At 64.7% G+C, this 22,831-nt stretch carries 20 protein-coding genes; 10 read left to right on the top strand and 10 right to left on the bottom strand.

The genetic code is table 11. The annotated features are described in order from the left end of the window. Positions 1-228: 228 nt before the first annotated feature. Genes leuS through holA form a run of 3 tightly spaced genes read left to right on the top strand, consistent with a single transcriptional unit; the run spans position 229 to position 4,438 of the window. Positions 229-2,853 (top strand): leucine--tRNA ligase, encoded by a 2,625-nt coding sequence (gene leuS / locus ACQR0U_RS01040; protein WP_316194665.1) that lies wholly within the window; start codon positions 229-231, stop codon positions 2,851-2,853. Next, positions 2,840-3,391: an LPS assembly lipoprotein LptE gene (gene lptE, locus ACQR0U_RS01035; protein WP_315716807.1), complete on the top strand. Its 552-nt coding sequence runs from the start codon at positions 2,840-2,842 to the stop codon at positions 3,389-3,391. The genes leuS and lptE overlap by 14 nt, the downstream gene beginning before the upstream one ends. 18 nt (positions 3,392-3,409) lie before the next feature. Then, a complete protein-coding gene (gene holA, locus ACQR0U_RS01030) occupies positions 3,410-4,438 on the top strand; it encodes a DNA polymerase III subunit delta (protein ID WP_315750509.1) in 1,029 nt (342 codons plus the stop codon). A gap of 413 nt (positions 4,439-4,851) precedes the next feature. On the opposite strand, the gene ACQR0U_RS01025 is transcribed toward holA, so the two are convergent. From ACQR0U_RS01025 to hemJ, 7 genes are all read right to left on the bottom strand, one after another. Continuing rightward, complete coding sequence (locus tag ACQR0U_RS01025; RefSeq protein WP_315716956.1) at positions 4,852-5,745, bottom strand: ParB/RepB/Spo0J family partition protein; 894 nt, start codon at positions 5,743-5,745, stop codon at positions 4,852-4,854. A gap of 153 nt (positions 5,746-5,898) precedes the next feature. After that, on the bottom strand, positions 5,899-6,750 hold the full coding sequence (locus tag ACQR0U_RS01020; RefSeq protein ID WP_315716805.1) for a ParA family protein: 852 nt from the start codon (positions 6,748-6,750) through the stop codon (positions 5,899-5,901). A 34-nt stretch (positions 6,751-6,784) separates the two neighbouring features. Continuing rightward, entirely contained in the window at positions 6,785-7,435 is a 651-nt protein-coding gene (rsmG, locus tag ACQR0U_RS01015) for a 16S rRNA (guanine(527)-N(7))-methyltransferase RsmG (RefSeq protein ID WP_434842701.1), read from the bottom strand. Positions 7,436-7,463: 28 nt separating this feature from the next. Beyond that, positions 7,464-9,341 (bottom strand): tRNA uridine-5-carboxymethylaminomethyl(34) synthesis enzyme MnmG, encoded by a 1,878-nt coding sequence (mnmG, locus tag ACQR0U_RS01010; RefSeq protein ID WP_434842468.1) that lies wholly within the window; start codon positions 9,339-9,341, stop codon positions 7,464-7,466. Between the two features lie 156 nt (positions 9,342-9,497). After that, positions 9,498-10,835 carry a tRNA uridine-5-carboxymethylaminomethyl(34) synthesis GTPase MnmE gene (gene mnmE, locus ACQR0U_RS01005; protein WP_434842467.1) on the bottom strand — a complete coding sequence of 446 codons (1,338 nt, stop codon included), beginning with the start codon at positions 10,833-10,835 and terminating at the stop codon, positions 9,498-9,500. A gap of 179 nt (positions 10,836-11,014) precedes the next feature. Further along, positions 11,015-12,280, bottom strand: a complete 1,266-nt coding sequence (gene rho / locus ACQR0U_RS01000; RefSeq protein ID WP_008965552.1) for a transcription termination factor Rho — start codon at positions 12,278-12,280, stop codon at positions 11,015-11,017. A gap of 239 nt (positions 12,281-12,519) precedes the next feature. Next, positions 12,520-12,942 carry a protoporphyrinogen oxidase HemJ gene (gene hemJ / locus ACQR0U_RS00995; RefSeq protein ID WP_316166404.1) on the bottom strand — a complete coding sequence of 141 codons (423 nt, stop codon included), beginning with the start codon at positions 12,940-12,942 and terminating at the stop codon, positions 12,520-12,522. Between the two features lie 414 nt (positions 12,943-13,356). On the opposite strand from hemJ, the gene ACQR0U_RS00990 reads away from it, so the two are divergent. Genes ACQR0U_RS00990 through dnaQ form a run of 4 tightly spaced genes read left to right on the top strand, consistent with a single transcriptional unit; the run spans position 13,357 to position 16,195 of the window. Further along, positions 13,357-14,196, top strand: a complete 840-nt coding sequence (locus ACQR0U_RS00990) for a pyruvate, water dikinase regulatory protein (protein WP_316166406.1) — start codon at positions 13,357-13,359, stop codon at positions 14,194-14,196. Positions 14,197-14,207: 11 nt separating this feature from the next. Further along, the gene (locus ACQR0U_RS00985) at positions 14,208-14,816 is read left to right on the top strand and encodes a Maf family protein (protein WP_315716800.1); all 609 of its coding nucleotides are present in this window, start codon (positions 14,208-14,210) and stop codon (positions 14,814-14,816) included. 38 nt (positions 14,817-14,854) lie between these two features. Further along, the gene (gene coaE, locus ACQR0U_RS00980; protein ID WP_434842466.1) at positions 14,855-15,454 is read left to right on the top strand and encodes a dephospho-CoA kinase; all 600 of its coding nucleotides are present in this window, start codon (positions 14,855-14,857) and stop codon (positions 15,452-15,454) included. 42 nt (positions 15,455-15,496) lie between these two features. After that, on the top strand, positions 15,497-16,195 hold the full coding sequence (gene dnaQ, locus ACQR0U_RS00975; RefSeq protein WP_434842465.1) for a DNA polymerase III subunit epsilon: 699 nt from the start codon (positions 15,497-15,499) through the stop codon (positions 16,193-16,195). 57 nt (positions 16,196-16,252) lie between these two features. On the opposite strand, the gene secB is transcribed toward dnaQ, so the two are convergent. Beyond that, positions 16,253-16,741, bottom strand: coding sequence for a protein-export chaperone SecB (gene secB / locus ACQR0U_RS00970; RefSeq protein WP_315716797.1), 489 nt, complete (start codon positions 16,739-16,741; stop codon positions 16,253-16,255). A gap of 385 nt (positions 16,742-17,126) precedes the next feature. On the opposite strand from secB, the gene ACQR0U_RS00965 reads away from it, so the two are divergent. The 3 genes from ACQR0U_RS00965 to ACQR0U_RS00955 all read left to right on the top strand — a co-directional run bounded on the left by ACQR0U_RS00965 (position 17,127) and on the right by ACQR0U_RS00955 (position 20,166). Beyond that, the gene (locus ACQR0U_RS00965) at positions 17,127-17,828 is read left to right on the top strand and encodes a Tim44/TimA family putative adaptor protein (protein WP_315716796.1); all 702 of its coding nucleotides are present in this window, start codon (positions 17,127-17,129) and stop codon (positions 17,826-17,828) included. A gap of 169 nt (positions 17,829-17,997) precedes the next feature. Next, entirely contained in the window at positions 17,998-19,578 is a 1,581-nt protein-coding gene (gene mltA, locus ACQR0U_RS00960) for a murein transglycosylase A (RefSeq protein ID WP_434842464.1), read from the top strand. A gap of 12 nt (positions 19,579-19,590) precedes the next feature. Then, complete coding sequence (locus tag ACQR0U_RS00955; protein ID WP_315716794.1) at positions 19,591-20,166, top strand: Smr/MutS family protein; 576 nt, start codon at positions 19,591-19,593, stop codon at positions 20,164-20,166. 3 nt (positions 20,167-20,169) lie between these two features. Here ACQR0U_RS00955 and ACQR0U_RS00950 read toward each other — a convergent pair whose 3' ends face one another. Beyond that, entirely contained in the window at positions 20,170-21,291 is a 1,122-nt protein-coding gene (locus ACQR0U_RS00950) for a hypothetical protein (RefSeq protein WP_316183644.1), read from the bottom strand. 234 nt (positions 21,292-21,525) lie between these two features. Then, entirely contained in the window at positions 21,526-22,830 is a 1,305-nt protein-coding gene (gene hslU, locus ACQR0U_RS00945) for an ATP-dependent protease ATPase subunit HslU (protein ID WP_315716792.1), read from the bottom strand. Position 22,831 lies beyond the last annotated feature (1 nt).

Here is a 22,831-nt window from a genome sequence, read left to right as displayed (position 1 = left end):
GCTGATGCCTGGATGTATGCACTCAGTCTCCCATTCAAGTCTTAACCGTGCCTCAATCGAACCTTCGACACTGCCGGCAGAGGCTGCAAAAAAACTCACGATTACCGTCGCTTAGCGGATGCCCAAAATGGTATCATCATCTGTCGCCCCATTGACCGGGCTGCCGCTTTTGTGGCCTAGTCCGCCGTCTTCAAACGACGCGAATCCTCGAAAATTACAAGCGATTCCATGACATCCGAACGCTACAACGCCCGTGAAGCCGAGCCGCGCTGGCAGCGCCAGTGGGACGAAAAGGCGATCTTCGCCACCAGGAACGACGATCCGCGTCCGAAATACTACGTGCTCGAGATGTTTCCCTATCCGTCGGGACGCATCCATATCGGCCATGTCCGTAATTATACGCTGGGCGACGTGCTGGCGCGCTTCATGCGCGCCAAGGGCTTCAACGTGCTGCACCCGATGGGTTGGGACGCGTTCGGCCTGCCGGCGGAGAACGCAGCGATCGAGCGCAAGGTGGCGCCGAAGGCGTGGACCTACGACAATATCGCGGCGATGAAGAAGCAGCTGCGCTCGATCGGCCTGTCGCTCGACTGGGCGCGCGAGTTCGCGACCTGCGATCCATCCTACTACAAGCACCAGCAGAAGATGTTCCTCGACTTCATGCAAGCGGGGCTGGTCGAGCGCGAGAAGCGCAAGGTGAACTGGGATCCGGTCGACATGACCGTGCTCGCCAATGAGCAGGTCATCGACGGTCGCGGCTGGCGCTCCGGTGCGGTGGTCGAACAGCGTGAGATGAACCAATGGGTGTTCAAGATCACGAAGTACTCGCAGGAGCTGCTGGACGCGCTCGATGGTCTCGACCGCTGGCCCGACAAGGTGCGGCTGATGCAGCGCAACTGGATCGGCCGCTCCGAAGGCCTGCTGATCCGCTTCGCGCTGGATCCCAAGACGACGCCGGCGGGCGAGACCGAATTGAAGATCTTCACGACGCGGCCGGACACGCTGTTCGGCGCCAAGTTCATGGCGATCTCGGCGGACCATCCGCTGGCGCAAGCCGCAGCCGCCAAGAACCCGGAGCTCGCCGCGTTCATCGCCGAGATCAAGCGGATCGGCACCGCGCAGGAGGCGATCGACACCGCGGAGAAGCAGGGCTTCGACACCGGCATCCGCGCCGTGCATCCGTTCGATCCGAGCTGGACCTTGCCGGTCTATGTCGCGAACTTCGTGCTGATGGAGTACGGCACCGGCGCCATCTTCGGCTGCCCGGCGCATGACCAGCGCGACCTCGACTTCGTCAACAAATACGGCCTCGGCAACACGCCGGTGGTCTGCCCCGAAGGACAGGACCCGGGCTCGTTCGTGATCACCGACACCGCCTTCGATGGCGACGGCCGCCTGATCAATTCGCGCTTCCTCGACGGCATGACGATCGCGCAGGCCAAGGACGAGGTCGCCAGGCGGCTCGAGAGCGAGCAGCGTGGCGGCGCTGCGGTCGGCGAGCGCCAGGTCAATTTCCGCCTGCGCGATTGGGGCATCTCGCGCCAGCGCTATTGGGGCTGCCCGATCCCGGTGATCCACTGCCCGACATGCGATGTCGTGCCGGTGCCGGCCAAGGACCTGCCCGTGGTGCTGCCGGACGACGTCACCTTCGACAAGCCGGGCAATGCGCTCGACCACCATCCGACCTGGAAGCACGTCACCTGCCCCGCATGCGGGGGCAAGGCGCAGCGTGAGACCGACACCATGGACACCTTCGTGGATTCGTCCTGGTACTTCGCGCGCTTCACCGATCCATGGAACGAGGCCGCGCCGACGACGCCGGCCGTGGCCAACCGGATGATGCCGGTCGACCAGTATATCGGCGGCGTCGAGCACGCGATCCTGCATCTGCTCTACAGCCGGTTCTTCACCCGCGCGATGAAGGCTACCGGCCACGTCGCGATGGACGAGCCGTTCGCCGGCATGTTCACACAGGGCATGGTGGTCCACGAGACCTATCAGAAGGCCGACGGCACCTACGTCAACCCGGCGGAGGTCAAGATCGAGATCGGCGGCAACGGCCGCCGCGCCGTGCTGGCCGCCACCGGCGAGGACATCACGATCGGCCCGATCGAGAAGATGTCGAAGTCGAAGAAGAACACCGTCGACCCCGACGACATCATCGAGAGCTACGGCGCCGACGTCGCGCGCTGGTTCATGCTGTCGGACTCGCCGCCGGACCGCGACGTGATCTGGAGCGACGAGCGGGTGCAGGGCGCGGCGCGCTTCGTCCAGCGGCTGTGGCGGCTGGTCAACGAATCGGTCGCGGCAGCGGCCGAGGCCCCCTCCTCCCGCCCGGCCGCGTTCGGCCCCGACGCGCTGGCGCTGCGCAAGGCTGCCCACGGCGCCCTGGACAAGGTGACCGGCGGCATCGAGCGGCTGCACTTCAACGTCTGCCTGGCGCATATCCGCGAGTTCGCCAATGCGCTGGCCGACGTCCTGGCGCGGCCGGCCAAGCCGGCGGCCGACCTGGCCTGGGCGATTCGTGAGGCCGCCGGGATCCTGGTGCAGCTGTTCTCGCCGATGATGCCGCATCTGGCCGAAGAATGCTGGCAGGTGCTGGGCCAGACCGGGCTGATCTCGGAGGCCTCCTGGCCGCAAATCGAACGAGATTTGCTGGTTGAGGACAGCATGACCCTGGTCGTCCAGGTCAACGGCAAGAAGCGCGGAGAAGTCACAGTCGCCAGCAACGCGCAGAATCCGGAAATTGAGGCTGCCGTTTTGGCCCTCGATGCAGTAAAACTGGCGCTGGATGGCAAACCCGTCCGCAAGGTGATCATTGTTCCCAAGAGGATCGTGAATGTCGTCGGCTAGGTTTCGGATCGCTGCTCGGCTTGTTGCCGTGGCCGCTTTGGCCGCGCTGACGGCAGGCTGCTTCCAGCCGATGTATGCAGAGCATACCGACGGCACGCCCGGCCTGCGCGAAAAGCTGATGGGCATCGAGCTGCCGCCGGTCGACAAGCCGAACGCCTCGCCCGAGGCGCGCATCGGCGTCGGCATCCGCAACGCGCTCGCCTTCAAGCTGTACGGCACCGCAACCGGCACGGCGCCGACCCACAAGCTGGTGCTGCGATTGCAGACCAGCCGGTCCTCGCTGATCGTCTCACAGACCACCGGCCTGCCGACCACCGAGAATGTCGGCCTCGACGTGCAGTACAATCTGGTCGAGTTGGCGACCAACAAATCGGTCATGACCGGAACGACCTTCGCGCGCACCTCCTATGACATCCCCGGCTCGTACCAGCGCTTCGCCCGGCAGCGGGCCTTCCGTGACGCCGAGGATCGCGCCTCCGAGGAGGTCGCCGAGAAGATCAAAACGCGGCTCGCGGCCTATTTCACCGCGGGCACCTGACGCACGGCTGACATCGCCGTGGTCGCGCTGCGCGGACGAGACATCGATGCCTTCCTGGCCAAACCGGACGCCACTCGTCCGCTGATCCTGTTGTACGGTCCGGATACCGGCCTGGTTCGCGAGCGTGCCGAGGCCCTCATCGCTTCGGCCGTCGACAACCCCGATGATCCCTTCTCCGTGGTCAGGCTCGACGGTGACGAGCTCTCCGCGGAGCCATCGCGCCTCGTCGACGAAGCCATGACCGTGCCGCTGTTTGGCGGCCGCCGGGCCATCCGGGTGCGCGCTGGCTCGCGCAATTTCGCCAGCGGCGTCGAGACGCTCAGCGAGATGAACGTGCGGGACTGCCGCATCGTGATCGAGGCCGGCGACATCCGCCCCGATTCGCCACTGCGCAAGATTTGCGAGAAGGCCAGAACGGCGGTGGCGATCGGCTGCTACCCGGACACCGAGCGCGATCTCGCCAAGCTGATCGACGACGAATTGCGCTTGGCCTCGCTGCGCATCTCTCCGGAGGCCCGCGCCTATCTGATGGCGCTGCTCGGCGGCGACCGCCAGGCCTCCCGCAACGAGCTGCGCAAGCTGACCCTGTTCGCCCACGGCGAAGGCGAGGTGACGCTCGACCATGTGATGGCCGTGGTCGCCGACGCCTCGGAGATGAAGCTCGATCCGATCGTTGACGGCGCCTTCGGCGGCAAGCCGGAAATGGTCGAGACCGAGTTCGGCAAGGCGATGATCGCGGGCACCTATCCCGGCGTCATCATCTCCGCCGCGCAGCGACATGCCGCATGGCTGCATAAATCGGCGCTCGCCGTCGCTTCCGGCACGCCAGTCTCGTCCATCCTCGAAGGCGGCTTCCCCCGGCTGCACTTCTCGCGCAAGCCGAGCGCCGAGACGGCGCTGCGCAATTTCTCCCCTGCCCGCCTGCTGCCGATCATCGACCAACTGGCGACAGCCGCGCTCGACATGCGCAAGCAGCCGGGATTGGCGGCAGCGATCGCGCAGCGGACGCTGCTGTCGATCGCGGTCGCGGCACGGCGGAAGGGGTGATGGTCAGTGCGCCGGCTCCCTGAATACGGCGTCGAGAACTTCAGCCCGAGTGGACCCGAGATCGCTCTCCAACCTCAGCCGTCATTCCGGGGCGCCCGAAGGGCGAGCCCGGAATCCATCGGGCTACAGGATCTGCTGAGAGATGGATTCCGGGTTCGTGCTGCGCACGCCCCGGAATGACGGAGGAGAGAGTCGTGTGCTCGCTTTGGCAATCGCGACGAAAAACACAGCCGTAGCTCTTCCAAATTATTAGCTCGTCATGCCCGGGCTTGACCCGGGCATCCATCCGCTTCGTCCAAAAAAATGGATGGCCGGGTCAAGCCCGGCCGTGACGTAGGTGAGAGCGGAGCAACGAACTCATGGAGGCCCGAGGCACAGCCGCGGCGGCGCAATGAGCGCCACGACCTAACAACCTAGCCCTGCTCCAGCCGGCGCATCACCTCGTCGAGCTGCTCGAGGCTGCGGTAGGTGATCTGCACCGTGCCGCCGGGGTCGCGGTGGCTGATCGACACCGAAAGGCCGAGTGCATCGCCGACGCGCTTCTCCAGCGCGATGGTGTCGGCGTCCTTCTTCTCCGCCGGCGCGCTGCCGCTGCTGCGCGGCTTCTGCGGCTTGCGTTCCGGCACGCCCTCCTCATGCGCGAGCGCCTCGGTCTGCCGGACGTTCAGCCCTTCCGCGATGATCTTCTTCGCCGCCGACATCGGATCTGGCAGGTTGATCAGCGCTCGCGCATGGCCGGCCGAGATCTGCCCGGTCGCGATGAAGCCCTGCACCTCGGCCGGCAGCTTGGTCAGCCGCATCATGTTGGCGACGTGGCTGCGGCTCTTGCCGACGATCTTGGCGATGTCTTCCTGGTTGCGTTTGAACTCGTTGGCGAGCGCGTGATAGCCCTGCGCCTCCTCCATCGGATTGAGATCCTCGCGCTGCACGTTCTCGATGATCGCGAGCTCCAGCGCATCGCTGTCGCTGACATCGACCGGAACGATCGGCACCTCGTGCAGACCGGCGGCCTGCGAGGCGCGCCAGCGCCGCTCGCCGGCGATGATCTCGTAGCGGTCGTGCTGGCCCTTCACCGGACGCACCACGATCGGCTGGATCACGCCATGCTGCTTGATCGAGGCCGAGAGCTCGGCGAGCTCGCCGTCGGAAAATGTCTTACGCGGGTTGCGCGGGTTCGGCTTGAGGAATTCGATCGGCACCTTGCGCTGATTGCGCGGCCGCTCCGGCGGAGCGCCCGCCTCGCGGCCGACGTCACCGATCAGACTCGCGAGACCCCGGCCCAATCGCGATCGCGACTCGTCGGCCATCGCCTTCTCCTTTGGATTCACGTCACGCTCCGCTTGCGTCTGCTGCCGATCGGTCCCGTCGGCACAATGAACGAGGGAGCGGATTCATTTCGGAATCCGCTGCCGTCCTCGAATGAGATCCGGGCGACGAGGTCCCCCGGAGCAGAGGCAAAGTCAGTTCGTGCGCAGGTCACGCTCGCGCTGAATGACTTCGGTCGCGAGCTTGAGATAGGCCTCGCTGCCGACGCACTTCAAGTCGTAGACCAGCACCGGCTTGCCGTAGGACGGCGCTTCCGAGATGCGCACGTTGCGCGGGATCATCGTGTTGTAGACCTTCGATCCCATGAACTGGCGGACGTCGGCGACCACCTGGTTCGACAGGTTGTTGCGCGAGTCGAACATCGTCAGCACGATGCCGTGGATCGAGAGGTTCGGGTTCAAGGTCGAGCGCACCTGCTCCACGGTCTGCAACAGCTGCGACAGACCTTCGAGCGCGAAGAACTCGCACTGCAGCGGCACCAGGATCGCGTCGGACGCGGCCATCGCATTGACCGTCAGCAGGTTCAGCGACGGCGGACAATCGACCAGCACGTAGGTGTAGTCGTTCTCCGGCGAGACGTTGTTGTTGAGGCCGGCGATCGCATCGCGCAGACGGAAGGCGCGGTTGGCGGTGGAGCCGAGCTCGAGCTCGAGCCCCGACAGGTCCATCGTCGAGGAGGCGATGTGCAGCCGCGGCACGGCCGTCGCAACGACGGCGTCGCGCAGCGAGGCCTCGCCGATCAGCACGTCATAGGTCGAGCAGTTGCGGCTGCCACGGTCGATGCCGAGGCCGGTCGAGGCGTTGCCCTGCGGATCGAGATCGACGATCAGCACCCGCTCGCCGATCGCGGCCAGCGCCGTACCGAGGTTGATCGCGGTTGTGGTCTTGCCGACCCCGCCCTTCTGATTGGCGAGCGCCAGGATGCGCGGATGCCCCTCCGGGTGCGGGGCTCTATCTTCTTGATAAATCTGATCAATTACGGCCATGCGCGATCGCCATTGGTTGTCGTCTTGACGGAATTCAGCTCTGTCGCTCGATGCAATCGATTGCGACGATCCAGCCCTGCCCGCCCGTCCGGCTGGAGTGAAGTTTCGACTCAATTTTCCAATACTTAGTAGATTCGGTCAATTCCGCTTCTACATCTTGACCCTTGAGAAACAGCGCTTTCGCGCCTTTTTTCACCAAGGGCTCCGCAAAGCCGATGAGCTGATGTAGCGGAGCAAGCGCGCGTGCGGTCACGCAATCGACTCGCCCGCCCCACTTCTCCACGATATCCCCGATCTCTGACAAATGCACGATCCCCGGAGCGCCGGTGACGCGAATTGCCTCGCGCAGGAAGGCGGCCTTCTTGGCGTTGCGCTCGACCAGATGGACCTGGGCACCATCCCGCTCGGCCAGGGCGCAGGCGAGGACGACGCCCGGGAAGCCGCCGCCGCTGCCGAGATCAATCCAGATCCGGGCGTCGGGCGCGAGGTCCAGGAGCTGAAGCGAGTCGGCGATGTGGCGCGTCCAGAGATGCGGCAAGGTCGACGGCGCGACCAGATTGGTCTTCGCCTGCCACTCCAGCAGCAGTGCGACGTAGCGATCGAGGCGATGCTCCGTTTCACGTGAAACCGGCGTCAAGGCGAGTGCTGTCGCCTTGTCCGATTCAATCGTCTTGGACGCCGTCATCGGCGATGCCTGTTTCACGTGAAACGCCTCAGCCGGTGGTCTTGCTAAGACGCGCTTCGCGGCGGAGATAGGCCGCAAGGATCCCGAGCGCCGCCGGCGTCATTCCATCGATCCGGCCGGCCTGCCCGATCGTCCACGGCCTGGCCGCCGTCAGCTTCGCTCGCGCCTCGTTGGAGAGACCTGGGACGAGCGCATAGTCGACGTCACCGAGCACCAGGCTTTCGTCGCGCCGGAAGGCGTCGACGTCCTGGCTCTGCCGGCGGACATAGACATCATATTTGGCATCGATCTCAAGATGGATGACGATGGCGGGATCGATCGCGCCGAGCTCCGGCCAGATCGCCCTCACCTCGGAGAAACCGATCTCCGGATAGGCCATCAGCTCGAAGGCCGAGCGGCGCTGGCCATCCTTATTGAGCGTGAAGCCATGCTTCGCCGCCTCATTGGGCGTGATCGTCAGCGACCTCGCCATCGCGCGGGCAGCTTCCAACGCGCCCATCTTGCTTCGATGGAAACGCGCACGATCAATGCCGACACAGCCGAGCGCGATGCCCTTGTCGGTCAGCCGCTGGTCCGCGTTGTCCGCCCGCAGCGTCAGCCGATACTCGGCGCGCGAGGTGAACATCCGATACGGCTCGGTGATCCCCCGCGTGACGAGGTCGTCGATCATCACCCCCAGATAGCCATCGGCACGATCGAATACGACCGGCCCGCCGCCGCCCGCGGCCAGCGCGGCATTGAGGCCCGCGACCAGACCTTGAGCTGCGGCCTCCTCATACCCGGTCGTGCCGTTGATCTGGCCAGCGAGGAACAGACCCTTCATCCGCTTGGTCTGCAGGGTCGGCTCGAGCTCACGCGGATCGACGTGGTCGTACTCGATGGCATAGCCCGGCCGGATCATCCGGACCCGTTCGAGACCCGGGATGGTCGGCAGCAGCGCGAGCTGGACCTGCTCCGGCAGCGAGGTCGAGATGCCGTTCGGGTAGACCGTCGTATCGTCGAGCCCTTCGGGCTCCAGGAAGATCTGGTGACCGTCGCGGTCACCGAAGCGGACAATCTTGTCCTCGACCGAGGGACAGTAACGCGGCCCGGTCGACTTGATCTGCCCGGAGTACATCGGCGAGCGATGGACGTTGGCGCGGATCACCTCGTGGGTTGCGGTCGTCGTCCGGGTGATGCCGCATTGGATCTGCGGGGTGGTGATCCTGTCGGTCAGGACGGAGAACGGCTCCGGCGGATCGTCGCCGGGCTGCATCTCGACCGCGCTCCAGTCGATCGTCGATCCATCCAGGCGCGGCGGCGTGCCGGTCTTGAGGCGGCCGAGCCGAAATCCGATGGCTTCGAGAGACTGGGACAGCCCCAGCGCCGGCGCCTCGCCGACCCGGCCGGCCGGCCAGGTCCTCTCACCCAGGTGGATCAGACCACGCAGGAACGTGCCGGTCGTGATGACGACAGCGCCACAGATGAAGGTCCGGCCGTCAGCCAACCGCACCCCTGCCACCCGTCCGCCGGTAGCGATCAGTTCGTCCGCCTCGCCTTCAATGACGGTGAGGTTTGGGGTCTCCCGGATCGCCGACTGCATCGCCGCGGCGTAGAGCTTGCGGTCGGCCTGGGCGCGTGGACCTCGAACGGCCGGTCCTTTCCGGCGATTCAGAACGCGAAACTGGATGCCGCCGGCGTCGGCGACGCGACCCATCAAGCCGTCGAGAGCGTCGACCTCGCGAACCAGATGTCCTTTTCCCAGTCCTCCGATGGCCGGATTGCAGGACATGGCCCCGATCGTCGCGAACTGATGGGTGATCAGCGCGGTTAGGGCGCCCATGCGCGCCGCGCCCGCCGCGGCTTCACAGCCGGCGTGGCCGCCACCGATGACGACGACGTCGTAGGATGTCAGATGCTGGATCATGGGGCTTATCTAACGCCTGCAGACAATGCTCGGAAGACGTTTCACGTGAAACATTCGCCGACGTCGAATCCTCGTTGTTTCACGTGAAACAATTGACGATCGATTAACCAAGCAACGCTTCATTAAGTATATTCGACCCGGTTCGTGGGGCCGCGGCTACTTACCGATGCAGAACTCGCGAAAGATCACGTCGAGCAGGTCTTCGACATCCACTCGTCCCAAAAGACGCCCGAGCGCAAGCGCGGCGATCCGCAGCTCCTCCGCAGCAAGCTCCTCGCCCAGGTCGATCGCCGAGATGCTACGCTGAAGCGCAGCGGCGGTGTCGGCGAGCAGAGTCCGCTGCCGCTGCCGTGTGATCAGGCCGCTCTCAGTTGATCCAAAATAGTCCCGGGCAAAGCCAACCAGCGCATCCAGCAGCTCGACCAGCCCTGCCCCGCTTCGCGCGGAGATTTGAAAGACCGGGTTATCTCCGCTGGACGATGGACGACCCCCCTCCCGACCTCTGCTCAGATCGATCTTGTTACGAACGAGCCAGACGGGAGCCTCGCTTTGGCGCTCAACCTCGGCCTGCTCATCCTCCGACAGCCACAGCACCAGATCCGCCTGCGCCGCTCGGTCCCGCGCGCGCCGAACACCCTCCTGCTCAACCGGATCGTCCGTCTCGCGAATGCCCGCGGTGTCGATCACCGTCACTGGATAGCCGTCGAGATCGAGCTGGACCTCAATGAGATCGCGCGTGGTGCCGGCCTGCGGAGAGACGATCGCGACCTCGCGACGCGCAAGCTGGTTCATCAGGGTCGACTTGCCCGCGTTCGGCGGTCCGGCAATGACGACCGTCAGGCCGTCGCGCAGACGTTCGGCCCGGCCCTGGGCCGACAGCACCGACTCGATCTCGGTCAACAGCTCGCCGATCCGGGCGAGCGCCGGCGCCATCAGCTCGATTGGCACGTCGCCTTCATCGGCAAAATCGATCCCGGCCTCGATCAGCGCCGCCGCCTCGATGATCTGCTCACGCCAGCTCCGCGCCTTGTCGCCCAACAGACCCTTCAGCTGCCGCAACGCCTGGCGCCGCTGGCGGTCCGTGTCGGCGTGAATGAGGTCGTCGAGACCTTCGGCCTCGGTCAGATCGATCTTGCCATTCTCGAACGCGCGCCGCGTGAACTCGCCCGGCTCAGCAGGGCGCATCTGCGGCATCGTCGACAGCACCGAGAACATTGTCGCCACGACGGCTCGACTGCCGTGCACATGCAGCTCGGCAACATCTTCGCCGGTGGCGCTTGCGGGTCCGGGAAACCACAGCACGACGGCATCGTCGATCGGCTCGCCATTACCATCCCGCAGCAAGGCGCGCGTCGCCATCCTCGGCAGCGGCAGTTTCCCCGCAAGCATCTGAAGGGCGATGCCGGCGTGAGGCCCGGAGAGCCTGACGATCGCAATCGCACTCGGCAGGCGTCCGGAGGACAGCGCGAAGATGGTCTGGTCGTGTGGATGCATGATCCTCAGTTGGGCTCACCGGCAGCGAAAGACAATCGGTTTGCAGCGGCATGCTTTACGCCGCCGAACCATGGCGGGCGGATAAGCATCGAGGTCTTCACGCCGAGCGCAGCGACAAACACGTCAAACAAAAAGGGCGCTCCGGAGAGCGCCCTTTGCAGATTGAAGCAGTGCCTCGATCAGGTGTTCATCGACTCGAAGAACTCGGCATTGCTCTTGGTGCTGCGGAGCTTGTCGAGCAGGAAGTCGATCGCGTCCATGGTGCCCATCGGATTGAGGATGCGGCGGAGCACGTACATCTTCTTGAGGTTCTGCGGCTCGGTGATGAGCTCTTCCTTGCGGGTGCCGGAGCGGGCGATGTCGATCGCCGGGAAGGTCCGCTTGTCCGCGACCTTGCGGTCGAGGATGAGCTCGGAGTTGCCGGTGCCCTTGAACTCCTCGAAGATGACCTCGTCCATGCGGCTGCCGGTGTCGACCAGCGCGGTCGCGATGATCGTGAGCGAGCCGCCTTCCTCAATGTTGCGGGCAGCGCCGAAGAAGCGCTTGGGACGCTGCAGCGCGTTGGCGTCGACGCCGCCGGTCAGCACCTTGCCGGAGGATGGCACGACGGTGTTGTAGGCGCGGCCGAGACGGGTGATCGAGTCGAGCAGGATGACGACGTCGCGGCCGTGCTCGACCAGGCGCTTGGCCTTCTCGATCACCATCTCCGCGACCTGGACGTGACGGGCGGCCGGCTCGTCGAAGGTGGATGACACGACCTCGCCCTTGACCGAGCGCTGCATGTCCGTGACTTCTTCCGGACGCTCGTCGATCAGCAGCACGATCAGGTAGCACTCCGGATGATTGGCCGTGATCGAGTGCGCGATGTTTTGCATCAGCACCGTCTTGCCGGTGCGCGGCGGCGCGACGATCAGCGCACGCTGGCCCTTGCCGATCGGCGCGACGATGTCGATGACGCGTGGCGACAGATCCTTGCGGGTCGGATCCTCGAGCTCGAGCCGGAAGCGCTCGTCCGGAAACAGCGGCGTCAGATTGTCGAAATTGACCTTGTGCTTGGACTTCTCGGGATCCTCGAAGTTCAGCGTGTTGACCTTGAGCAGCGCGAAATAGCGTTCGCCTTCTTTCGGGCTGCGGATATGCCCTTCGATCGTGTCACCGGTGCGCAGGCCGAAGCGTCGGATCTGCGACGGCGAGACATAGATGTCGTCGGGACCGGGCAGGTAGTTCGCATCCGGCGAGCGCAGGAAGCCGAAGCCGTCGGAGAGCACCTCGACGACGCCCTCACCGATGATGTCGGTTTCCTGGATCGCGAGCTGCTTGAGGATGGCGAACATCAGCTCCTGCTTGCGCATCGTGCTGGCGTTCTCGACCCCGTTTTCCTCCGCGAAGGAGACGAGCTCGGCCGGCGTCTTTGACTTGAGGTCCTGTAGTTTGATTTCCCGCATTGGGGTGGTCCTGTGGAAGCGACTTGGGAGGGATGCGAGGTGGCTGTGGGAAGGCGGACGAAATGAGGTCCGCAGGTCTGAGCAAGGTTGGCGCCGATGAGGCACCAGACCTGATGCGGCGGCCGGTCAAGCCGGAACGCAACCACATCCGCCTGCGTGGGGTGGGATATCCATAATATAGAAAATCGCGCCGTCGTCTGCAAGGCATCTGCAGCGGAGCGGTATTCCCTGGGAAGCGGTCAGAACGGCTTGACGATGACGAGAATCACGATGCCGATCATCAGCACCGTTGGTACCTCATTGATATACCGGTAGAATTTCTGGCTTCGGGTGTTCTTGTCGGCGCCGAATTCTCTGACCCAGCGGGTGAACAGTCCATGGACCCCGGACATGATCAGCACCAGCAGAAATTTCGCATGAAACCAACCGCTGGTATACCAGTGGCCGGACCAGGCCAGATAGAGTCCGGCAAGCCACGTCACGGTGATCGCCGGATTGATGATCGCCTTGAGCAGGCGCCGTTCCATGATCTTGAACGTCTCGGACTGCTTCGAGCCGATCTCGGCGTCGCAATGATAGACGAACAGCCGTGGCAGATACAGCATGCCGGCCATCCACGCGATGACAGCGATGACGTGAAGGGCCTTGATCCACTCATACATCGGAAACGCGTGGTCCTCTCGGCTGGCGATCAGCTTGCGTGTCGAGACATATCCGCTCGCTCAGTCCCCTCCAAACCAAATAATTTTAGAATCTTAAGGTTTGAGTCTAGGTAGCGGTGGATTGGACTCATGCAATGTCATCCGCAGTCTGCCCGCAGCTTGTTCACATCCCTCAACATGCGAGCTGCGCACGCCGGATCGCCCCAGAGTCTGATGTGATTCAGACGCTTGTCGAAATCCTTCGACAGCTTATCCAGAGACAAATGGGCCTCGTCCCGATATCATCGCGCTGCTGCCTGACGTTGTCCCGGACGGCGACCATGTGCAGAACAATCGGGGTTATACAAAGGGAGCGGTCCGAGGCGGCTTTTTGGCCCCATCCTTCACAGGGATTCACAGATCGTTAAGGATTTGATGCCCACCACCGGCAACTACTTTCACCTCCATCTGGTTTCCGATTCGACGGGCGAAACCCTGATCACGGTCGCGCGTGCGGTCGCCGCGCAATACACCAACGTGACCCCGGTCGAGCACGTGTACCCGCTGGTGCGGAGCCAGAAGCAGCTCGACCGCGTGCTCGACGAGATCGAGGAAGCGCCGGGCATCGTGCTGTTCACCCTACTCGAGAAGGATCTGGTCAGCCGGCTCGAAGCCAAGTGCCAGCAGATCAACATCCCGAGCCTGTCGATCATCGGTCCGGTGATGCAGCTGTTCGAGGCCTATCTCGGCGCATCGACCGCCGGCCGCGTCGGTGCGCAGCACGTGCTCAATGCCGAATATTTCGCCCGCATCGATGCGCTGAACTACACGATGCTCCACGATGACGGGCAGATGGTCGACGGTCTCGAAGACGCCGAAGTGGTGCTGGTCGGCGTCAGCCGGACGTCGAAGACTCCGACCTCGATCTATCTCGCCAACCGCGGCGTGCGCACCGCCAACGTGCCGCTGGTCCCGGGCATTCCGATCCCGCATCAGCTCGAGATATTGAAGAAGCCGCTGGTGGTCAGCCTGCATGCGACCCCGGAGCGGCTGATCCAGGTGCGGCAGAATCGCCTGCTCAGCATGGGTGCGGAATCCGGCAATGAGAACTATGTCGACAAGCAGTCGGTGACGGACGAGGTCGCCTATGCACGCAAGCTGAGTGCGAAGTTCAACTGGGTCATGCTCGACGTGACGCGGCGCTCGATCGAGGAGACGGCCGCCGCGATCCTGAAACTCTATACCGACCGGCAGCGGCAGCGGCTTCCGGACTAGTGAGCGGATTAATGTCCATCTGGTGCAGTGACGAGCCTCTCATTCTGGCATCGCAGAGCCGCGCGCGGCGGATGCTGCTCGCGAACGCAGGCCTCGCCTGCGAGGCGCTTCCGGCCGATATCGACGAACGCGCGGTGCAGGCCGAAGCCGGCCTGGTCGCGCCCTACGAGATTGCGTTGCACCTTGCCAACGCGAAGGCCGCAGCGGTCTCGGCAAACAGGCCCAATTCATATGTGGTGGGCGCGGATCAGACGCTGGCATTGGGTGAGCGCATGTTCAACAAGCCAGCCGGCCGCCAGCATGCCATGCAGCAACTGTTGGCGCTGGGCGGACGCACCCATGCGCTGCACTCGGCCATCGCCGTGGTCCGCAATGGCGAGGTGTTGTTCTCGCACGTCGCCGTCGCCTGGATGACGATGCGGGCCCTCACCGAAACCGAGATCGCAGCCTATCTCGATGCCGCCGGCGAAACCGTTACATCCAGCGTCGGCGCCTACCAGCTGGAAGGGCTCGGCGTGCACCTGTTCGACCGCATCGACGGCGATCACTTCACCATCCTCGGCCTGCCGCTGCTGCCGCTGCTCGCCTATTTTCGCGAAGCGAAGCTGCTCAGGATCTGAGGCCGACCGCAGCCACGCGCAAGGGGGAGTGACCGCGGATGAGAGTGCTGGGTCTGACCGGCTCGATGGGCATGGGCAAGTCGACGACCGCAAAGCTGTTCGCCGAAGCCGGCGTCCCGGTCTATGACGCCGACGCGACCGTTCATAAGGTCTATGAGGGCGAAGCCGCGCCGGCGATCGAAGCCGAATTTCCCGGGACCACGGTGGACGGCAAGGTGGATCGGGCCAGGCTCTCCGCCAAGGTCGTTGGCGATCCCGACGCGATCCGCAGGCTCGAAGCGATCGTGCACCCGATGCTGCGCTCCTATCATCAGAAGTTTCTCGACGACGCCGAGCAGTCCGGCGTGCCCGTTGCCGTCGTCGATGTCCCCTTGCTGTTCGAGACCGGCGGCGACAAGCGCGTCGATGCCGTGGTGGTGGTGTCGACCGCGCCCGAGATCCAGCGTCAGCGCATTCTGGCGCGCGGCACGATGACGGAAGAAGCGCTCGATGCGCTGCTCGCACGGCAGATGCCGGATGCCGAGAAGCGCAAGCGCGCCGATTTCGTCGTGGATACCTCGCACGGGCTCGATCCGGTGCGGGCACGCATCCGCGACATCCTGGCGGAGGTCGTTAGAATGCCACAGCGCCGACGCTGATTCGCGAACGCCGGCCGCGCGGAATTCGACGGATCAAATCAGATGCGTGAGATCGTTCTCGACACCGAAACCACCGGCCTCGACGCCCTGCGCGGCGACCGCCTGGTCGAGATCGGCTGCGTCGAGATCATCAACCGCATGCCCACCGGCCAAGTCTACCACCGCTACATCAATCCCGAACGTGACATGCCGGCGGAGGCGTTCGCGGTTCACGGACTGTCGAGCGAGTTCCTCGCGGACAAGCCGCTGTTTCACGAGATCGTGGAGGAGTTCCTGGAATTCATCGGCGATGCCCCGCTGGTGATCCACAACGCCTCGTTCGACATCGGCTTCATCAATGCCGAGCTCGACCGGGTCAAGCGCGCGGCCATTCCGAGGGACCGTCTGGTCGACACGCTGCTGCTGGCACGTCGCAAGCATCCCGGCGTGTCGAACCGCCTCGACGACCTGTGCTCACGCTATGCGATCGACAACTCACGCCGCACCAAGCACGGCGCGTTGCTCGACGCCGAGCTGCTGGCGGAGGTCTATGTCGATCTGGTCGGGGCGCGGCAGTCGCAGCTGATCCTGACCCAGGATAGCCAGGAGATCCGCATCGGATCTGCCGGCGAGACGCCGCGCCGTCAGCGCGAGCAGCCGCTGTTGCCGCGGGTCACGGAGGCGGAGCGAGAGGCGCATCGCGCCTTCATCGCCACGCTCGGCGACAAGCCGATCTGGACGGAGTTTCTCGCCGGCACGTGATCCGCTTGATCGGCAGCGGATCACGCCCGGCAAACATCAATCGTAAGCAGAACCGGATCAGCTCGACAGCACCTGGCCGCCCTGGGCCGCCGCCTGGCGCTCCATGTTCTGGCGGTACAGGCCGACGAAATCGACCGGGTCCAGCATCAGCGGCGGGAAGCCGCCGTCGCGCACCGAATTGGCGACGATCTCGCGGGCGAACGGGAACAGCAGGCGCGGGCATTCGATCAGCAGCATCGGCGACAGGTTCTCGCGCGGAATGTTGACCAGCCGGAACACGCCGCCATAGACCAGCTCGAAGCTGAACATCACCTGGCTGCCGCTCTCGGCCTTGCCCTCGATCGTCAGCGTCACCTCGTATTCGGTGTCATTCAGAGCATTGGCGCCGACATTGATCTGGATGTTGATCTGCGGCGGCTGGCCCTGCGGCGCCAGGGACTGCGGAGCGTTCGGATTCTCGAACGAGAGATCCTTGATGTATTGCGCCAGCACGTTCAGTTGAGGAGGAGGAGCCGCCTCGGGAGTGGCGCCGTTACCGTTGGTCATCGCAGTGTTCTCCAGGCAAAAAGGGCGGGTCGTTGCGGCGCGTGGCTACCATAGGGCCGGCTTGTTCCACAAGGACGAGGCACGGACGCCGCAAAAGGCCGAGGCAGAGGGTTGATCCGGCCGGCATGCCTCTATTTGTCGCATCGGCCCGGGGGCGGAACCAGCGACCGTCCTACTCTGTTCCAATCCAAGGTCGATCGGATTTCCCCTTGAGAGGGAAAAGGGTTAGGATCACCGGGCCACAATGTGCCATTGGCCGGGCCCAATTCGATGACTACATCCGGGTCGACCGAGGGATTCACGGGTCTTTACCCGGATCCTGTAGAACGGGTGCCCGGTGGCCGGGCTCCGCGTTCGGCTCGACAAGTCAGAAAGCGAACACGAAGTGGACATTTATACCATCATCTTCCTGGCGCTGGCGGTCTTCATCTTCATCCGCCTGCGCGCCGTGCTCGGGCAGCGTACCGGGAGCGAGCGGACGCCGTTCGATCACGCCGCCCGAAACGCGGTCCAGGGCGCGCCGGACAACCACGTCATGCCGGTTCCCAACAAGCCCATCGATCCCTCGGCTGCGGTCCCCGGCGGCGAGATGCCGGCGCCGGGCGATCGCTGGCGTGGCCTGGCCGAGCCGGGCACACCGCTCGCCCGTGGCCTCGACGCGATCGTCGCCGACGACTCGTCGTTCGATCCGCGCCATTTCCTGACCGGCGCGCGCAGTGCCTACGAGATGATCGTGCTGGCGTTCGCCAATGGCGATCGCCGCGCATTGCGCGACCTGTTGTCGTCCGAGGTCTATGAGAGTTTCGACGCCGTCATCAAGGAGCGTGAGAAGCAGGAGCAGAAGACCGAAACCCGCTTCGTCTCCATCGATACCGCCGAACTGGTCGGTGCCGAGCTGCGCGACCGCACCGCGCAGGTGACGGTGCGCTTCGTCTCGCAAATGATCTCGGTGACACGCGACAAGGGGGGCAACATCGTCGACGGCAATCCGGACAAGGTGGCCGACATCACCGACATCTGGACTTTCGCCCGCGATACCGGCTCGCGCGATCCCAATTGGAAGCTGGTCGGCACCGGCAGCCATTGATGGAATAGGTTGCCGCCGCCGGCGTTACATCGGGAGATCGCCCGCTCTCGATGTCGACCCAGTTCTGCAAGGAGGACGACGAGGTCGATCCTCGGCTTTTTGACCCGGATCTTTTCAGCATCCCGTTTTCTCTGAATTTCGCGTTGAGTGGTACTTTGATGGTGCAAGCATGGTTCGCGAAATTTGGAAGCGGGGGTTCACCGCTCATCGCCTGAAATACTGGACGCCGGCGCTCGCCCTGAGCGTCGCCGCCGTGGCGCTCGCCCCTTATGCGGCCGAGGCGGTGCGCTCGCGCCACCGGGCGGCGACGCCCCCGGTGCGCCACCTGCCCTACCCGCAACTCGACTGGCCGCTCGAGATCAGCAACAGCCAGTACCTGCCATTGGCCTGGAACGACGTGCCCGGCTGGAACGACGACGACCAGCTTGCGGCCTATCGGACGTTCCGCGCCAGCTGCAAGCCGATCGCCGCAAAGACGGATGCAGCGCCGGATGCCAAGGCGGATAGCAAGCCGCTGGGCGATTCCCTGCGCGACCCCTGTCGCGACGCTCGGGCCACCGATCTCGCCGACAATGCTGTGGCAAGGGCTTTTTTCGAACGGCACTTCGAGCCGCTGAAGATCTCCAAGCTCGGCGATGCCGATGGCTTCGTCACCGGCTACTACGAACCCATCATCGAGGGCTCGCGGACCCAGAACGAGGTCTACAACGTTCCGGTCTATCGTCGCCCCTCCAATCTGTTCGTCCGTGGCTTCAAGCAGGACGCGACGAGTCTGCCCAACAAGGGTCCCGTCTATCGGAAGATCGGACGGCGCAAGCTGGTCCCCTATTACGACCGCGCGGAGATCGAGGACGGCGCCATCGAGGGCCGTGGCCTGGAGATCGCGTGGCTCAGGAATCAGACCGACCTGCTGTTTGCCCAGATCCAGGGATCGGCGCGCATCAGTCTCGACGACGGCTCGACCATCCGCATCAACTACGATGCCTATAATGGCCTTCCCTACACACCGGTCGGCCGCATCCTGATCGAACGCGGCATCATTCCGCGCGAGCAGATGTCGATGCAGCGTATCCGCGACTGGATGGAGCAGAATCCGGAAGGTGCCAACGACCTGCGGCGGATGAACCGCTCCTACATCTTCTTCCGCGAGGTGCAGCTGTCGGAGAAGGATGAGGCGGTCGGCGCGCAGGGCATCCCGCTGACGCCCGGCCGTTCGATCGCCGTCGACAAGTCGCTGCACGTCTATGGCACGCCGTTTTTCATCACCGGCGAGCTGCCGATCGAATCCGAGAAGTCGAAGAGCCCGTTTCACCGGCTGATGATTGCGCAGGATACAGGCTCGGCGATCGTCGGACCTGCGCGCGCCGATCTCTATTTCGGCGCCGGCCAGGACGCCGGCAAGGTTTCCGGCCGTCTCAAGCACAGCATCCAGTTCGTGATGCTGGTGCCGAAGAGCCTCGATCCGGTCGCGCGTGGCCGCAAGATGCCGCTGCCGGATGCACGCCCGTCGGAGAAGATCGCAAAACTGTTTCCGCAGGTGCTGCCGAAGGAGGCCGCCAAAGCCGCCGCCTCCCCGGTCAACGATGCGAAGGCCCCTGCTTCCGCCGCGAGCGCAATCCCGACGACCACGGTGGCGCAGAACGTTGTGGCGCCGCAGCCCGTGCCCCTGCCCGAGGCCCGCCCCCGTATCGAAAGTGATCGCAATATCCGCCGATTGCGTTATGGCAGGCGCCATCGCAACCGCCGATGACAAGCCGTCTCCATGTCTGAAGATCCCGAGCCGCCGCGCGGCCGTCGCAAGCGTGGCCTCTCCGAGGACGAGCGCACGCTGTGGGAGACGGTGGCGCGCCAGGTCAAGCCGCTGCGCAAGACGCACCGTCCGGTGCGGCCGCATCCGCCGATGGTGACGGCCGAGCCGCAGCCGGACAAGCCGATGATGACACCGCGGCCGGTCGCGCCGGTGGTCGTGCCCAAGCCGGCCCGGCCGGCGATCCCGCCGCTGGTCTCGCTCGGCCGCAAGGAGCGGTCCAAGCTGTCGCGCGGCCGCAGCGAGATCGATGCGCGGCTCGATCTGCACGGCATGACCCAGAGCCGGGCGCATCAGGCGCTGCATCATTTCCTGCATCGCGCCCAGCATGACGGTCTCACCTTCGTGCTGGTCATCACCGGCAAGGGCACCATCGGGGCGGATCCCGAACGCGGCGTGCTCCGGCGGCAGGTGCCGCATTGGCTCAGCCTGCCGGAATTCCGCTCGCTCATCGTCGGCTTCGAGGAGGCTCATGTCGGCCATGGCGGCGCCGGCGCGCTCTATGTCCGGATCAGGCGCGCCCGCGGCTGAGCGTCAGAACGGGCGGATGATCCCGATCCGCGGTACGGCGGTGACGATCCATCCCAGGATCGTCGTCATGCGGTCGTCGGCGTCGATCGGAGTGATCGGCTTGGTCGCAGGAAGCGTCTTCACCGCGTGCAGCATCAGTACCATGCAGACCACCCAGCTCGAGATCCAGCGCGAATAGTCGAACACCATGGCGAACATGACGAGGTAAGCGCAGCTGATCGCGATCAGAGCGGCGATGACGATCTGGCGATGGCGCTTGTCAGCCAAGGCGCCGATGAGATCCTTGAGATTCCGCCACAGCGGCGCGTGCAGCCACAGCAGCAGCGCATAGATGGGCAGGCCCAGCAGGTTCGACGGCAGCCGCGCCCAGGTGTCCTGCACCTCCTTGGCGAGCGGCTGATACCAGACATAGGCGAACTGCAAGAGCTCGGTGCGCGACGGATCGACCATGCGCGAGCGCAAGTAGGACACGAAGTCGGCCTCGGGCAGCGGCATGGTGCCGAGGAATTGCGCCGCGAGGAACAGCGCGCCGAGGCCGAGCAGCGCGCTGGCGCCGACTGCAATATCTAGGCGAGTGCGGGGACGCGTCAGGTAGTAGCGCAGCACGACGATCGCGGTGATGGTCGGCACGTACATCAGCAGATGGATGTGATGAATCAGCACGAGCAGGGCCGAAATCAATGCCGCAAGCAGCACGTAGGCCAGCGTGCGCGCCGGCACCAGCAGCAGGACGATCGCGCCGAGACAGCCATAGATGTCGAAATGGCCGAGCGTGAACAGGAAGTTCTTGAACACGAACGGTGAGCAAGCGGTGAAGATGAACAGCGGCAGCCGTGCGCGATCGAAGCCGAACGTGCGGCGGAAGAGCTGCGCGAACAGCGCGAGGGTGATGAGCCAGACGCAACCGGCCAGCGCGAACACCAGCCAGACCGGCACCTTCGCGGCGAACAGGCCGACCATGGCACCGATCAGCGCGCGCTTGATGAAGCCGAAATGATAGTCGACCAGCAGATGGATGTACGGAATGTAGGGCGGCAGCGTGAGCTTGTGCAGGAACACGCCGAGCATGACGGCGGCGTTCACGGCGAGCATCAGGCGCCAGTGTTTGCTGGAGGCGGCGGTCATGCGGCGTCCGAGCGGTGATAGATGGAGACGAGGTCGTCGCCCCGTCCACCACTGTCGTCCCGGCCTTGAGCCGGGACCCATTGCCGCCGCCGTTCGTGGTGAGGCAAGGCTGGAGCCGCCATCGTGAGTCACAATCAGCTTTGGTGGTTATGGGTCCCCGCGTTCGCGGGGACGACAGCGGATTTTGACGCCGCGCCGGAGCGAAGAAGCTCAGCGCTTGCTAGGCGCAGCCGACTACAAAATGAACCGGCTGAGATCCGCGTTCTTGGCGAGGTCGCCGATGTGTTGCTGCACATACGCAGCGTCGACGCGCATGGTTTCGCCGTTACGATCGGACGCCGTGAAGGAGATCTCGTCGAGCACGCGCTCCATCACCGTCTGCAGCCGGCGCGCGCCGATGTTCTCGACCGTCGAATTCACCGCGACCGCGATGTCGGCGAGCGCGTCGATCGCATCGTCGGTGATGTCGAGCGTCACGCCCTCGGTCTGCATCAGCGCGACATATTGCTTGATCAGCGATGCCTCCGGCTCGGTCAGGATGCGCCGCATGTCGTCGCGCGTCAGCGCCTGCAGCTCGACCCGGATCGGCAATCGTCCCTGCAGCTCCGGCAAGAGGTCCGAGGGCTTGGCGATGTGGAACGCGCCGGAGGCAATGAACAGGACGTGGTCGGTCTTGACCGCGCCATGCTTGGTCGAGACCGTCGTGCCCTCGATCAGCGGCAGCAGGTCACGCTGCACGCCCTCGCGCGAGACGTCGCCGCCGGCGCGGTTCTCGCGCACGCAGATCTTGTCGATCTCGTCGAGAAACACGATGCCGTTGTTCTCGACCACGCTGATTGCTTCCTGCACCAGCTGCTCGCTGTCGAGCAGCTTGTCGGATTCTTCCGCGATCAGGATGTCGTGCGAGGCCTCGACCGTCACGCGCCGCGTCTTAGTGCGGCCGCCGAGCTTGCCGAAGATGTCGCCGATCGAGATCGCGCCCATCTGGGCTCCCGGCATGCCGGGGATCTCGAACATCGGCAAGCCGCCGCCGGAGGACTGCGTCTCGATCTCGATCTCCTTGTCGTTGAGCTCGCCGGCGCGCAGCTTGCGGCGGAACGAGTCGCGCGTCGCAGCACTCGCATTGGCGCCGACCAGCGCGTCGAGGACGCGCTCCTCGGCGGCGAGCTGCGCGCGGGCGGCGACGTCCTTGCGCTTGCGCTCCCGGACCTGGGCGATCGCGACCTCGACGAGGTCGCGGATGATCTGCTCGACGTCGCGGCCGACATAGCCGACCTCGGTGAACTTGGTCGCCTCGACCTTGAGGAACGGTGCGCCCGCAAGCTTGGCCAGCCGCCGCGCGATCTCGGTCTTGCCGACGCCGGTCGGCCCGATCATCAGGATGTTCTTCGGCAGCACCTCTTCGCGCAGGCCTGCATCGAGCTGCAGCCGGCGCCAGCGGTTGCGCAAGGCAATGGACACCGCCCGCTTGGCGTCGGCCTGGCCGACGATGTAGCGGTCGAGTTCGGAGACGATTTCGCGGGGTGAAAAGTCGGTCATG

It is taken from the genome of Bradyrhizobium sp. HKCCYLRH3097 (genome assembly GCF_051167875.1).
Lineage (GTDB): Bacteria > Pseudomonadota > Alphaproteobacteria > Rhizobiales > Xanthobacteraceae > Bradyrhizobium.
This window is presented reverse-complemented; position numbering and strand designations above follow the sequence as displayed.

Excerpts from the sequence above, each read along its gene's own strand:
- leuS (WP_316194665.1), top strand. The coding sequence starts at position 229 with ATGACATCCGAACGCTACAACGCCCGTGAAGCCGAGCCGCGCTGGCAG.
- lptE (WP_315716807.1), top strand. The coding sequence starts at position 2,840 with ATGTCGTCGGCTAGGTTTCGGATCGCTGCTCGGCTTGTTGCCGTGGCC.
- ACQR0U_RS01025 (WP_315716956.1), bottom strand. The coding sequence starts at position 5,745 with ATGGCCGACGAGTCGCGATCGCGATTGGGCCGGGGTCTCGCGAGTCTG.
- ACQR0U_RS01020 (WP_315716805.1), bottom strand. The coding sequence starts at position 6,750 with ATGGCCGTAATTGATCAGATTTATCAAGAAGATAGAGCCCCGCACCCG.
- rsmG (WP_434842701.1), bottom strand. The coding sequence starts at position 7,435 with ATGACGGCGTCCAAGACGATTGAATCGGACAAGGCGACAGCACTCGCC.
- mnmG (WP_434842468.1), bottom strand. The coding sequence starts at position 9,341 with ATGATCCAGCATCTGACATCCTACGACGTCGTCGTCATCGGTGGCGGC.
- mnmE (WP_434842467.1), bottom strand. The coding sequence starts at position 10,835 with ATGCATCCACACGACCAGACCATCTTCGCGCTGTCCTCCGGACGCCTG.
- rho (WP_008965552.1), bottom strand. The coding sequence starts at position 12,280 with ATGCGGGAAATCAAACTACAGGACCTCAAGTCAAAGACGCCGGCCGAG.
- hemJ (WP_316166404.1), bottom strand. The coding sequence starts at position 12,942 with ATGTATGAGTGGATCAAGGCCCTTCACGTCATCGCTGTCATCGCGTGG.
- ACQR0U_RS00990 (WP_316166406.1), top strand. The coding sequence starts at position 13,357 with ATGCCCACCACCGGCAACTACTTTCACCTCCATCTGGTTTCCGATTCG.
- ACQR0U_RS00985 (WP_315716800.1), top strand. The coding sequence starts at position 14,208 with ATGTCCATCTGGTGCAGTGACGAGCCTCTCATTCTGGCATCGCAGAGC.
- coaE (WP_434842466.1), top strand. The coding sequence starts at position 14,855 with ATGAGAGTGCTGGGTCTGACCGGCTCGATGGGCATGGGCAAGTCGACG.
- dnaQ (WP_434842465.1), top strand. The coding sequence starts at position 15,497 with ATGCGTGAGATCGTTCTCGACACCGAAACCACCGGCCTCGACGCCCTG.
- secB (WP_315716797.1), bottom strand. The coding sequence starts at position 16,741 with ATGACCAACGGTAACGGCGCCACTCCCGAGGCGGCTCCTCCTCCTCAA.
- mltA (WP_434842464.1), top strand. The coding sequence starts at position 17,998 with ATGGTTCGCGAAATTTGGAAGCGGGGGTTCACCGCTCATCGCCTGAAA.
- ACQR0U_RS00955 (WP_315716794.1), top strand. The coding sequence starts at position 19,591 with ATGTCTGAAGATCCCGAGCCGCCGCGCGGCCGTCGCAAGCGTGGCCTC.
- ACQR0U_RS00950 (WP_316183644.1), bottom strand. The coding sequence starts at position 21,291 with ATGACCGCCGCCTCCAGCAAACACTGGCGCCTGATGCTCGCCGTGAAC.
- hslU (WP_315716792.1), bottom strand. The coding sequence starts at position 22,830 with ATGACCGACTTTTCACCCCGCGAAATCGTCTCCGAACTCGACCGCTAC.